The sequence below is a fragment of the Arthrobacter cupressi genome (genome assembly GCF_900099975.1).
GTDB lineage: Bacteria > Actinomycetota > Actinomycetes > Actinomycetales > Micrococcaceae > Arthrobacter > Arthrobacter cupressi.
Map to the genome: position 1 here is coordinate 330,346 of NZ_FNEI01000002.1, position 12,638 is coordinate 342,983.

Annotated in this window: 11 protein-coding genes; 8 read left to right on the forward strand and 3 right to left on the reverse strand. The window is 68.0% G+C overall.

Translation table 11 applies throughout. The features are described 5' to 3' along the window. Positions 1-6 precede the first annotated feature (6 nt). Positions 7-1,518, reverse strand: a complete 1,512-nt coding sequence (locus BLP88_RS03935; RefSeq protein ID WP_074587064.1) for an FAD-dependent oxidoreductase — start codon at positions 1,516-1,518, stop codon at positions 7-9. Positions 1,519-1,761: 243 nt separating this feature from the next. Here BLP88_RS03935 and BLP88_RS03940 point away from each other — a divergent pair, with 243 nt between their 5' ends. Then, complete coding sequence (locus BLP88_RS03940; protein ID WP_074587065.1) at positions 1,762-2,577, forward strand: MBL fold metallo-hydrolase; 816 nt, start codon at positions 1,762-1,764, stop codon at positions 2,575-2,577. 7 nt (positions 2,578-2,584) lie between these two features. Here BLP88_RS03940 and BLP88_RS03945 read toward each other — a convergent pair whose 3' ends face one another. Then, a complete protein-coding gene (locus BLP88_RS03945; RefSeq protein WP_074587066.1) occupies positions 2,585-4,060 on the reverse strand; it encodes an APC family permease in 1,476 nt (491 codons plus the stop codon). 139 nt (positions 4,061-4,199) lie between these two features. Here BLP88_RS03945 and BLP88_RS03950 point away from each other — a divergent pair, with 139 nt between their 5' ends. The 4 genes from BLP88_RS03950 to BLP88_RS18680 all read left to right on the forward strand — a co-directional run bounded on the left by BLP88_RS03950 (position 4,200) and on the right by BLP88_RS18680 (position 8,207). Beyond that, a complete protein-coding gene (locus BLP88_RS03950; protein ID WP_373366886.1) occupies positions 4,200-5,555 on the forward strand; it encodes a MinD/ParA family ATP-binding protein in 1,356 nt (451 codons plus the stop codon). Positions 5,556-5,575: 20 nt separating this feature from the next. Continuing rightward, complete coding sequence (locus BLP88_RS03955) at positions 5,576-6,721, forward strand: GGDEF domain-containing protein (RefSeq protein ID WP_074587068.1); 1,146 nt, start codon at positions 5,576-5,578, stop codon at positions 6,719-6,721. Next, positions 6,718-7,938: an MFS transporter gene (locus tag BLP88_RS03960; protein ID WP_074587069.1), complete on the forward strand. Its 1,221-nt coding sequence runs from the start codon at positions 6,718-6,720 to the stop codon at positions 7,936-7,938. Before BLP88_RS03955 ends, BLP88_RS03960 begins: the two co-directional genes overlap by 4 nt. Positions 7,939-8,015: 77 nt before the next feature. After that, positions 8,016-8,207, forward strand: coding sequence for a hypothetical protein (locus BLP88_RS18680; RefSeq protein ID WP_139163290.1), 192 nt, complete (start codon positions 8,016-8,018; stop codon positions 8,205-8,207). A gap of 11 nt (positions 8,208-8,218) precedes the next feature. On the opposite strand, the gene BLP88_RS03965 is transcribed toward BLP88_RS18680, so the two are convergent. Next, positions 8,219-9,187 (reverse strand): phosphatase PAP2 family protein, encoded by a 969-nt coding sequence (locus BLP88_RS03965; protein WP_084110763.1) that lies wholly within the window; start codon positions 9,185-9,187, stop codon positions 8,219-8,221. Between the two features lie 154 nt (positions 9,188-9,341). Here BLP88_RS03965 and BLP88_RS03970 point away from each other — a divergent pair, with 154 nt between their 5' ends. The 3 genes from BLP88_RS03970 to BLP88_RS03980 are packed head-to-tail and all read left to right on the forward strand — an operon-like array spanning position 9,342 to position 12,612. After that, positions 9,342-10,760, forward strand: a complete 1,419-nt coding sequence (locus tag BLP88_RS03970; protein WP_074587071.1) for an ABC transporter substrate-binding protein — start codon at positions 9,342-9,344, stop codon at positions 10,758-10,760. Next, positions 10,757-11,722: a carbohydrate ABC transporter permease gene (locus BLP88_RS03975; RefSeq protein ID WP_084110765.1), complete on the forward strand. Its 966-nt coding sequence runs from the start codon at positions 10,757-10,759 to the stop codon at positions 11,720-11,722. The genes BLP88_RS03970 and BLP88_RS03975 overlap by 4 nt, the downstream gene beginning before the upstream one ends. Before the next feature lie 8 nt (positions 11,723-11,730). After that, positions 11,731-12,612 carry a carbohydrate ABC transporter permease gene (locus BLP88_RS03980; RefSeq protein ID WP_074587073.1) on the forward strand — a complete coding sequence of 294 codons (882 nt, stop codon included), beginning with the start codon at positions 11,731-11,733 and terminating at the stop codon, positions 12,610-12,612. Positions 12,613-12,638 lie beyond the last annotated feature (26 nt).

A 12,638-nucleotide genomic window follows, 5' to 3' on the forward strand; every position in this document is an offset into this window, starting at 1 on the left:
GGCACGTCATTGCAGTTTGGCCAGATTGTGGGTGGCCGGGCCTTCCAGGAGCTTGCCTTCCGCGGAGAAGCGCGAACCGTGCAGCGGGCAGTCCCATGACTGTTCGGCGTCGTTCCAGTGCACGATTCCGCCGAGGTGGGCGCAATGTGCGGACAGCCGGCACACCGCGCCGCCCACCGTGGCCACCGCCGCCGCCTTGCCGTGGAAGAGCCCGGTGACGCCGGTGCCCTCGGCGGGCCGGGTGTCCTCGGTGATGGCCGGCTTGTCCTTCAATGCCGCATTGTCCCGGACGTTCTGCAGTTGCGTGTCCAGGTTGAACGAGACTGTCGACACCGTTCCCCGGGGGCCGGTGGTCCGGTGGTGGATGGTGCGCGCCCAGTCCGGCTGCGGGCTGCCAGTGATGTCGGCGACGATGTCCAGTGCAGATACCACGCCATTGGTCATGCCCCATTTGTTGTAGCCCGTGCCGAAGAGGATTTTGCCCCGGCCCCGTGGCAGCTTGCCGAAGAACGGCATGAGGTTGACCGCCTGGTAATCCTGCGCCGACCAGGTGTGCGTCACCTCCGCGCCCGGGTAGTGTCCCTGCGCCCAGGCCACCAGCTGTGCCACCCGGGCCCTGGGCGACGGCGACCGCCCGCCCGGGTGCCCGAATCCGCCCACCAGCAGCAGGCCGCCGTCGGACGTTCCGCCGTCCTGCTCCGGGTAATCGCGGATCGAACGGGTGGGCGGCTCGGCGGAGAGATACATTCCCGGCGGCGGGGTGACACCGTCGGGGAGCCGCAGGGCAGCGGCATACGAGCGGTTGGGGCGGAGCTTGGCGAAGTAGAGTCCGCGGTTCAGGACCGGGCTTCCGGTGGCCAGGACCACGGTCCGGGCGCGGAGATCGCCGCGCCGGGTGACCACCGTGAGCGGATCGCCGGCGTGGACGTTCATCAGCCGCACGCCTTCTACGATGCTCCCGCCGGCCTCCCTGACATCCGCGGCGAGGGCAGTCAACACATCCATGGGGTTGAACTGTGCCTGGTCCGGGAGGCGCAGGGCGCTCTCGACGCCGAACGGCAGGCCGGTCTCGCGGGTCGCCTCGACCTCCAGGCCGGCAGCCAGGGAGACTTTCAGCTCGGTGCGCAGCCGCTCCGCACCGGCTTTGGTGGTGGCGAAGGTGTAGGCGTCGCGGTACTGGAACGGCACACCGCGCCCTTCCAGATAGTCCAGCAGCCACTGCTGTGCCGCCCGGTTCGCCTCCACGTACGCACGGACCTGCCGGATCGAAAACATGCTGTCCAGCCCGGACAGGACCGTGCCCTGCAACAGGCTCAGCTTCGCGGTGGTGTTCCCGGTGGCCGCCGCCCCCACCTGGCGGGCCTCAAGCACCAAGACCGACGAACCGGCCCGGGCAAGCATCGCCGCCGTGGCCAGGCCCGTGATCCCGGCGCCCGCCACGACGACGTCGTATGTGCTCCCGGGTTCGAACGGATCGGTGGTGGTCCTGACGGCGGTTTCAAGCCACAAAGAGCCCATGGTGGTGCCCCTTCCTTCGGCCGGTCCGGGGCAGCCACGCCGGGGGTGGCCCGTCGGCGGCCGGCACACCTTCAGGGAAGCAGACGGCGGGGCGGGAAACAAGTGGTTCCCCGCCGCCGTCGGGCATCCCGAAAACCCGCACCGGCGGGTCTGACGCGGCACGGAACCTGCCCGGTCCGCCGGCGGGCCGTGGGTAGAATCGAGGCCTGAACACGCCGGAACGCGTCTGGATACGGAGACGAAATGTCAGCTTGGCTCGAAGTAGGCCCGGATAACTATGTGCTGGAAACCCCTGGGCGGTTGCTGAACACGGGCCTGGTGGTGGGCCAGGAGCGCGCCATGGTGATCGATACCGGCTGCGGTCCCCGGCAGGGCCGGGAGATCCTGGCCGCCGTCCGCGAAAAGACGGAGCTGCCGCTGGTAGTGGTGAACACCCACGCCCACTATGACCACTACTTCGGCAACGCCGTGTTCGCCGACGACGGCGCCACCGAGTTCTGGGCGCACGTCAACTGTGCCGCCACCATCGACGACGACGGCGACCACCAGCGCCGCCTGGTCGCGGACATCGAACCGGAAATGGCCGCCGGAAGCGGCGACGAGGCGGAGATCGTCATCCCGAACGCCATCGTCAAGGACCAGCCGGTGCTGGTGGACCTGGGCGGGCTGACTGTCACCCTCTTCTACCTGGGCCGGGGCCACACCGACGGTGACCTCCTGGTGGGCACCCCGAGCACCCTTTTCACCGGCGACCTGGTGGAACAGGGCGCCCACCCCTCCTTCGAGGATTCCTACCCGGAAGAGTGGGCGGACGTGCTGCGGCACATCTCGGCCCTGCGCCACCGCTACGAATTCCTGATCCCGGGCCATGGAAAGCCCTGCAGCGACCAGTTCGTCAAGACCCTGGCCGACACCATGACCACCGCGGTCCGCCAGGCCCGGCAGTCCATCCGTGACATGCCTACCGACGCCACCAAGGCGATCCCGGTGCTGCCCTACGGTCCGGAGCAGTCGCGCTGGTTCATCAAGCGCCTCCAGGAGACGCAGCCCCACCACTAAGTCATACTCAGCGGGGTGAATCGCTGAAGCGGTCCATGTCCCGGTTCAACCCCTCGTAGACTGCGGGCCGGCGGGATTTGAGCCAGGCCGCGGTACCCAAGCCCGCGAGGACTGCGAGGAGCAGCAGCCACGGCAGGACCCCGATCACCGGGCTGTCCGAACCGGCCAGTGCCGGGAAGTTCGCGATCGCCAGCCCCACGATCAGCGCCAACCCCAGTGCGCCGAGGCCGGGAGCGGCGAGCGTCCGCCAGAGCCTGGGGTCCCGCTGGCGCCGGAAATGCACGACGACGGCGACCGCGGCCATGAGCTGCAGGCTCAGGATGCCGAGTGTGCCGAAGCCCGTCATGGACGCGGTGAGGGCCGTGATGGGGTCGAGGTTGGCGGCCCAGAAGATGAAGGCGATGCCTGTGCCGAAGGCGAGCTGGGCGATGCTGGCGTTCTGCGGAGCGCCGCTTCCGGGACGGGTCCGGCCCAGTGCGGTCGGGAGGACGCCGACGCGTCCGAAGGCGAAGATGTAGCGGCTCGCCGAATTGTGCAGGGCCAGCAGCGCCGCGAAGAGCGAGACGAGCAGCAGCACCATCATGGCTTTGGTCAGGAAGTCACCCAGGTATTCGGTGGAAATGGCGAAGACCAAGTCCCCGGTGGCCAGGTGTTCCACGGCCGTTCCCTGCGCCTGTTCCACACCGAGGGCGCTGACGATCGCCCAGCTGGTGAACGCCGCGAAGGCCCCAATGAAGAGGATGGACAGGTAGGTCGCCTTCGGGATGGTGCGGCGCGGATCCCTGGCCTCTTCGCCGAACAGTCCCGTGGCCTCGAAACCCACAAAGCAGTTCGCGGCGAACAAGAGCCCCAGGCCGAGCGAACCGGAGAACACGAACTCCGGCGAGAAAGCGGCGGGCGCGAAGCCGTGGCGGAACAGGACCGAGAAATCCAGGACCAGAAGGATCGACACCTCCAGCACCAGGCAGACCCCCAGGACCTTGGCGCTGACGTCGATGCCGCGGCGGCTGAGCAGGAAGACGGCGGCGACCGAAACCAGGCTCCACCCGAACCAGGGAAGGTCCAGGCCGGTGAGGTCCTTGACCACCGTGGCGGTGAAGAAGCCGGAGGTTCCAATGGCGCCGGCGACGAAGCAGTTATAGCCGAGCATCGCCACGAAACCGGCCGCGAGCCCGAACGGCCTGCCCATTCCGCGCACAACGAAGGCGTAGAAGCCGCCGGCGCTGACCAGGGTGCGGGCCATCTGGGCATACCCCACCGCGAAGAGCAGCAGGATGGCGGTGGCGATGAGGAATGATCCGGGCATGCCGCCGCCGTTGCCCACGGCGATGCCGATGGCCGCGATCACGATGATGCCGGTCAGCGGTGCCACCGCGGCAAGGACGAGGAAGACGATGCCGCCGACGCCGAGCGCATCGCGCCTCAGCTCCTGCCGCGGGGCCGTGGAGGTGGTCTGCCCAAGGGACTGTGATGAAGGTCTCATGCAGGGAGTATGGCCGTCCGGAACATGCCGCGACTTGTTCCTGCGTGTGTTCGCTTTGTCACACAGCGCAGGGTGGACCCCGCCGCCGGGCCCCGCCTTCTGCTGCAGCGTGGTCCCGGGCGTTTAGACTTAGCGTTTGATGCATTCCAATCGAGCTCCGCAGCCCACGCCGTTGCGGGTCCTGGGGGACGACACCATGGCGGATTCCGTGCACGACGACAACGACCCAGCTACCGCTACCGAAGGGCAGCAAGAGTTCCGCAGCCGCCGCGATCGCCGGCGCGCCGAGGACGATGCCCGGACAGGAACCATGCCTATCGTCCCCGCAAACAAGCCCGAACCCGCAACCGCTTCGGGCGGTCTCCTCCAGAGCAGTTCCTGGGCCGCGGCGGCCGCCGCCGCGGATGCCGGCACCGCCGCCGGAACCACCGCGCAGCCGGACCCTGACCCCGGTGCGGATGCCGCCGTCGTCGACGGTCAGGGAGCCCTGGACGCCCCGGGACCGGAGGCGCCTTTGGACGGGGAGCTCCCGACGGCGGAACGCGCCGCCCTGCGCACGTCACCGCTGCCGGACTTCATCAGTTCCCCGGGCTCGTTCGTGAAGGAACAGAAGCCCCGGCCCATCGGCGGTTTCCGCGGGGCCGTCTACCGGCTCACCGGCGGGGCCTGGAACCTGGGGCCCAGCGCGAAGCAGCGGCAGGAAGACGAGCTGGCGCGACGGATCTCCCGGCAGCTGCAGGGCAGCTTCAACACCGCGATCCTGAGCCTCAAGGGCGGTATCGGCAAGACCTCCACCACGGTGGGCGTGGGCCTCACCCTGGCCGAATACCGGGGCGACCCGCCGTGTGCGATCGACGCCAACCCGGATTCCGGCGACCTCGTGGAACGGGCGCTCGGCGAGGGCATCTACCAGCGCTCCACCCCGCGCACCATCACGGACCTGCTGGGCAACCTGGAAAGCATCGACTCGCTGACGGGGCTCTCCCGCTACATGCACCATGCGGGGCGCCTGCACCTGATCGCGGGGGAGCAGGACCCGGAAGTCTCGGATTCCCTCACCGCGGCGGAGTACCTGAAGATCCGCCAGCTGATTTCGAGCTACTATTCCGTGGCCCTGACCGACTGCGGCACCGGGGTCACCCACAACGCCATGAAGGGCATCCTGCAGTCCGCGGACAACCTGATCATCGCCGCTGGGTACGCCGTCAGCGGCGCCAAGCGGGCCCGCAGTACCCTGCACTGGCTGGCCAGCCACGGCTACGAGGAGTTGGCCCGCAACGCGATCGTGGTCATCACGGACAAGGACGAGGTCTCCTCCCGGGTGGACAAGAGCGCCATCGAGGAACATCTCTCCGGGATCTGCCGCCAGCTGATCGCCGTGCCCCATGACAGGGGAGTGGCCGACGGCGACCTGGTCACCCTGGATGTGCTGCGTCCCGAGACCCGCCGCGCCTACAAGGAGATCGCCGCCGCGATCGTTGACGGCTACGTCTAACAGGCGATGGCAGGCAAACCATGGTGCTCGATACGGTGACCCTGAGGGTGGCCCTTGGCGTAGTCACCCTCACGTTGTTTCTCCTGTTCTATTCCTCGTTCCGCCGCACACGCTCCCGCTACAGCGGCTGGTGGTCCCTTGCCCTCCTGTTCTTCCTGACGGGCAACCTGGCCCTGCTGCTGCACGGCACCCCGCACCAGGCCTGGGCCAATCCCGCCGGGAACGTGCTGCTGGTGACCGGTGCCTTCAGCGTCTGGGCGGGCTCCCGTTCCCTGCGCTTGCTGGGCACGCCCCGGTGGCTATTCCTGGCAGGACCGGCCTTCACTGCCGTGGCGTCCCTGCTGGACAGTCCGGCGTCGAACACCTGGTCCGGCGGGCTGGCCTACCTCGGCATGATGACGGTGGGGATCGCGCTTGCATCGCGTGAGCTGTGGCTCCTGAAGCCGGGAGCGTCCCAGGTCCACAGGACCATCGCAGTGGCCGCGGGATTCATGGCCGCGTACTACCTCTGCCGCTGGGTGGTGTACCTCGCGGACGGGCCGCTCGGACCCGTTTTCCGGACGTACTTCAACCCCGCCATGACCAGCCTGATCACCCTGGTGCTGCTGGTCTCGGTTTCGTACAGCATGACCGCGCTGAGCAACGAACAGCTCATCAACGGTCTCAGCGAACGCGCCACCCGGGATGGCCTCACGGGCCTCCTCAACCGCTCTGCCTTCATGGAACTCGCCACCGAGGAGGTTTACCGCCTCAAAGCCACCGGGTCTGCAGGCGCCCTGATTCTGGCGGACCTTGACCATTTCAAGGCCCTCAACGACCTCCACGGCCACACCGCTGGCGATGCCGCGATCAAGGCCTTCGCCTCGGCCTGCGCTGCGTCCGTCCGCTCCACCGACCTTGTGGCGCGCTACGGCGGCGAGGAGTTCATCATCCTGCTGCCCGGCGCCAACCAGGAGAGCGCGAAAATCATCGCCGGCGCAATCAGCCGCAAGCTTATGGACACGGACACCGGGCTCGCGCTTCCCACGGTGAGTTACGGCGTCGCCGTCAGCACCAGCGCCCACGCCGACCTGGCCGGCATGATCTCCGCGGCCGACGCCGCGCTCTACGAAGCCAAGGCGCTTGGCAGGAACCGCGTGGTCTGCGTCGGATCGCAAAGCCAATGAGCGCCACCAGGACGTCCCCTCCCTTCTCCCTGCGCAGCATCGCCCTTCCGGCCTTCGGGCCCACCGTGCTGTTCTGCCTCGGCGAAGGCGCGGTCCTGCCCGTGGCGGCGCTGTCCGCCCGCGAACTCGGCGCCAGCGCGGCCCTGGCGGCACTGCTGGTCACGCTCATCGGGGTGGGGTCCTGGTTCTTCAACATCCCGGCCTCGCTCATCACCATCCGATTCGGGGAGCGCTGGGCCATCACCGGCGCGGGCACCATCGGTGCGCTGGCGCTGCTGGCGGCCGCCCTCGCTCCGCAGCTCCCGCAGGGCCTGTGGCTGCTGGCGGTGGCGATGACCGTCGTCGGAATGGCCACAAGTGTCTTCAACCTGGCCCGGCAGAAATACCTCACCGAGGCCGTGCCGGTGGAATTCCGAGCGAGGGCGCTGTCCACGCTGGGCGGGAGCACCCGGATCGGGGTGTTCATCGGACCCTTCGTGGGGGCTGCGGCCATGCAGTTCCTGGGCATCGCCGGCGCGTTCTGGGTGGGCGCCGTGGCCATGGCGGCTGCCGCGGGCCTTTCCCTCACTATCCCGGACCTCGTGGCGAAGGGGCCCGGAACGCCGGACGCCGCCGCGGGCCCGGAACCGACCCTGCGGAACGTCGCGTCCGCCCATGCAATGGTGCTGTTCGCGCTGGGCAGCGGCGTGCTGCTGCTGGCGGCACTGCGTGCTTCGCGGCAGGTGGTCATCCCGCTCTGGGCGGACCACCTGGGCCTGGATGCCACCCACGCCGCACTGATCTACGGCGTTTCCGGCGCGATCGACATGCTGGTCTTCTACCCGGCAGGCAAGCTCATGGACCGCAAGGGCCGCTTGTGGGTGGCCCTGCCATCCACGGTGATCATGGGCGTGTCACTGTTCCTGATCCCGCTGTCCTCCGGGTTCCTCGGCCTGCTCCTGTCGGCCATGCTGATCGGCTTCGGCAACGGCATCAGTTCCGGGCTGGTCATGACGCTGGGCGCGGATTTCTCCCCGGAACGGGGCCGCGGCCAGTTCCTGGGCCTGTGGCGGTTCATCGCCGACGCCGGCAGCACCGGCGGGCCGATGCTGCTGTCCGCGATGACCGCCGCTGTCTCGCTTGCCGCCGGGATCTGGTCATGCGGGGTGCTGGGCCTGGCCGCGGCGGCAGTGTTCGCCGTCGCCCTGCCCAAGCTGAAGCACCGCCGGAACTACTAGCCGCGGCGGAACTCAGCCGGGGGTCTTCTGCGGCGGCGGCGGGACCGGGATGATTGGAGTGCCGACATCTGCCGGCCTTGGATCGATCGGAGAAGGTCATGCTCAAGGTCCTGCTGTGCAAGCTGAACATCCAGCACGATTGGCACATCGAACACGCCGAGGACGGCGGCCTGTACAAGCGTTGCAGGCGTTGCGGCAAGGACGATGACCGCGGCGGCGGCGGGACCGGTGCACCCGGCACCTGGGCTGGTCCGGCAGGTATGGGCTAGGGAGCCGCTGTTCAGTTGCGGCGGCGTGCGGCATGGCCGAACAGCCACGTGGCGGTCACTGTCCCCAGATACCCCGTGATGACGATCAGCGAGACCCCGGCCCAGAAGTAGTTGGTAGTGCTTTCCTCCTGCGAGAGGCCGGGAATTCCGAGGCCGAAGGGCGCGATCCTGAGCAGCGAGTAGACAGCCACGCCCGCGGAAATCAGCCCCGCCAGCACGGAAAGCATCAGCCAGAGCCGCGAGGATGCCCAGTGCTCGCGGTGGCCACCCCACACGTTCCAGCGGTTTCCGGTGCGCATGATCAGCCAGCCCGCGGGCAGCATCACGGCGCCAGTCACCAGGAAGCCGGCGACGACGTCCGCGGGGCGGTGCCACTGGTTGACCAGGGTGGACACGCCGGCGGCGACGGCGAAGCTGCCGCCCAGGAATCCTGCCAGCGGCCGCCACCGCGGAGACGCCACCAGGAACACCGCCGCGGCGGCCGAGGCTGCCAGCGTGGTGTGTCCCGAGGGTAGGGAATTCAGTTCCAGGGTTTGGATGCCCGTGAAGGGCCGGTCCGGGAACCAGTCCTTGAGCAACTGCGTGGCGAGGTTCGCGGCAGCGCAGGCCGCCACCGTGATGCCCGCCGCCGTCCAGCGGCGCCGGGCCAGCGTGACGAAGAGGACCACGACGGCGGCAATCGCCAGGGAGATCCCCGGAAGCAGGTCCAGGAAGCGCGTGGTGGCCCGGCCGGCCGGACCGTGCAGTTCCCCGGCTTCGACGAGGGCCGATTCGTCGATGTACTGGCCGGTAGTGGTCCGGACGAAGAAGTAGTAGCTTGCCGCGATTCCGGCGACGCACGCCAGCGTGGCCAGCGCGAAGAGCAGGCCGCTGCCCTTGGCAGCCGGCTGTCCCGCGGGTTCCTGCGTCCCGCGTGCGTCCCGTTGCCCGCCGGCGTCCAACTGGGCGGTCCGGGGGCTGCTGTCTCCTCGAAAGATCATCCCTTTCAGGGTGCCACACCCGGCCCGGCAGGACACATTACCCGGCGCAGCTTCAGCTTGGCCGCGGTGAGGAAACGGCAACCACGATGTGACTCTTGACACGTGTTAGGTCGACGTTCTACAGTTCCTAACACGTGTTAGGAAGGAATTAGACATGCAAGGAAGCAATGGGACCCTGCGTGATATCTCACGCAGGACTGCCCTTGGCGCCTTGGGCGTGGGAATCGTCGGGGCAACCGTGGCGTCGTGGCCGCGGCTGACCGGTACCGACATCCCCGGCCGCGGCGACAACAGCCTCAGCATCGCCATCATGGGTACCGCCGCGGACGCCGCTGCCCGCCAGAAAGTGGTCGACGCATTCGCCAAGGTCCACCCGGACATCAAGGTGAAGGTCCAGGCCATCCAGGCCGTGGACTGGAAGGACTTCTTCACCAAGATCCTCACCATGGTGGCCGCCGGGACCCCGCCGGACGTGGTGTACGTGGCCACGGAAGGCGCCCAGCTGTTCGCAGAGAAGCTGGCGCACCCGCTGGATGATTACCTGCGCCGGGACGCCGACCACATGAGGGAGTATTTCGCGGACGTCCACCCCAGCCTGGTGGAAGCCTTCATGTACAAGGGCAGCCTGTTCCAGCTCCCCATCGACTGGAACGCAGCCAACATGTACTACAACACCACGGCTCTGAAACAGGCGGGACTGGAGCGGCCGGCGGACGACTGGACGTACCTGGACTTCCGCAACACCCTGGCCGCCATGCGCAAGGCCCGGCCCTCTGACTTCACGCCGTATTACTGGACCAACCGGCTCTTCGGCGGCGTGGTGCCCTGGCTCTACGCCAACGACACCAGCTTCCTGAAGGAAACGAAGTCCGCCGGCGGCAGGTGGCTGTGGGACGGTTTCTACGCCAACGATCCCACCCGCGGAATGCGCTCGGGCGGCTACCAGTGGCTCGAACCCAACGCCAACGATCCCAAAGTCTTTGAATCCTTCGACTTCCTGCGCGGACTGGTCAAGGACGGCTTGGGGGTCCGCCCCGAAGAAGGCGGCGGCAACTCCCTGGTGGGCCTCTTCGCCTCCAACCGGATCGGCACCACCCCGGCCGGCGGCTACTGGGTGCAGGGCCTGAGCGAGGCCGGCATGAAGCAGGACGACTACGATGTCCAGTTCTTCCCGAAGTGGCGCACCCAGCGGCACCAGTTCGGCACGGCTGGCTACGCGATCATGAAGACCGCCAAGGACAAGGACGCCGCCTGGGAATGGGTGAAGTTCAGTTCCAGCCTCGAAGCCATGCAGATTGTCTTCCCCACGCCGAACACCACCCCGGCCCGGCGCTCCATGGTCAACGAACGGCTGTACGCGGGCAAGGGTCCGCGGCACTGGAAGGTCTTCTACGACACCCTGGACCGTTTCCCCAGCACCGGTCCCATTCCCGCCCCGCCCCAGCAGGCCGCCGTCGAGACGGCCTTGATGAAGAACGTGTCCCTGGCCGTCAGCGGTGACGAACGCCAGCTGAAGTCGGCGCTCGACTCGCTGCAGAGGGACCTCGAATTTGCCCTGAGGAGGCAGCCATGAGCACCGCAAGCGAGACGCGCGTGCGCAGCAAGGCCGTGCGCGGCGCCGCCGGAAAAGCCGAGCGCCCGGGCCGGGACGGCCGTTCCGGCCGCGAACGCCAGCCCTGGCTGCCCTGGGTCTTCCTGGCCCCGACCATCGTGGGCATGGGCATCTTCACGGTGCTGCCGATCATCGCCTCCGTGGCCCTGGCCTTCTTCCGCTGGGACATCATCTCGGCCCCCAGCTTCGTGGGCTTCGACAACTTCGCCGAAGTGGTCCAGGACCCCACGGTCCGGGTGTCCTTCCTGAACACCATCCTCTTCGTGGTGGTGGCCGTGGCCCTGCAGTTGGGCCTGGCGCTCGGGCTGGCCATCATGGTCCAGGAAAAGCTCCCGGCGTGGCTGCGGGTCTTCTTCCGCAGCGCCTTCTTCTTCCCGCTGATCCTCTCCGCCGCCTCGGTGTCGATCTTTATGCGGTACCTCTTCAACGAACAGTTCGGCGTGGTCAACTGGCTGCTGTCCCTCGTGGGCATCCCCGCCGTTCCCTGGCTGACGACGCCGGGCGGTTCGGCCGCCGTCGTGATCCTGGTGTACGTGTGGCAGAACTTCGGCTTCTCGTTCCTGCTGTTCATCGGCGGGCTGGCGTCCATCCCGGTGGAGACTTATGAAGCCGCGTCGCTGGACGGCGCCACGGGCTGGCGCAAGCACCTCCACGTGACCCTGCCGCTGCTCAGCCCCACAACCCTGGTGGCCTCCGTGATGGCGATCATCAACGCCCTCCAGGTCTTTGACCAGCCGTTCGTGCTCACCCGCGGCGGCCCCGGCGACTCCACCCGCACGGCCGTGATGGTGATCTTCGAGTCCGCTTTCCAGCGGCTCGAATTCGGCCAGGCCTCGGCGATCGGCGTGATCCTCACCCTGATCATCATGGCCATCACGGCCGCCCAGTTCCGGCTCAGCAAACGATTCGTCTTCTACCAGTGAGGCCCGCCATGACTACTACCACCGAGCGCACCGCCGGTCTTAATGCTGCCGGCCGGGTTGTCCGCCGCAGGAAGCGCGACTGGTCTGTCGCCGGCCGGATCGTGCTGCTCTCCATTGCCGCGGTCCTGGTTCTCGGACCCGTGCTGTGGACCCTGTCCACCTCCCTGCGGCCGCCGGCGGAATCGTTCCAGCTGCCGCCGTCGTTCCTGCCGCTGGACCCGGACTTCGTCTCTTACGGGCAGGTCTTCAAGCAGCTGAACATCATCGGGCTCGTCATCAACAGCGCGCTCGTCACCGGGCTGATCGCCGTCGGGCAGATGATCACCGCCGCACTGGCAGGCTACGCCTTCGCGAACCTGAAATTCCGCGGCCGCGGCGCCCTGTTCTCGGTGGTGCTGGCCACCATGATGGTGCCCGCCCAGGTCACGATCGTCCCGGTGTTCATGCTGATCCGCGGCGTGGGGCTCTCCGACACCCTGCTTGCCCTGATCCTTCCGGCGATCCCGACGGCGTTCGGCACCTTCCTGATGCGCCAGTACTTCCTGGGACTGCCGGCCGACCTCGCGGAAGCCGCCGCGATCGACGGCGCCTCGCCGTGGCGGACCTTCCGTTCGGTGTACGCGCCGCTGGCGATGCCGGGCCTGTCGATCGTGGGCATCCTGGCGTTCAACTTCCACTGGAACGAGTTCTTCAGGCCGCTCATCATGACCATCTCGGAGCAGAACTTCACGCTCCCGCTGGGCCTGGTCTCCCTCCAGGGCAACCTCGGCACCGGAAGCATCTCCGTGGTGCTGGCCGGCGTGGTGCTCTCCATGATTCCCGCCCTGGTGGTCTTCATGTTCGGCCAGCGCGCCCTCCGGGACGGCCTCACCGCCGGCACCGGCAAATAACCCACTCTTTCGACAAAGGAAAACAC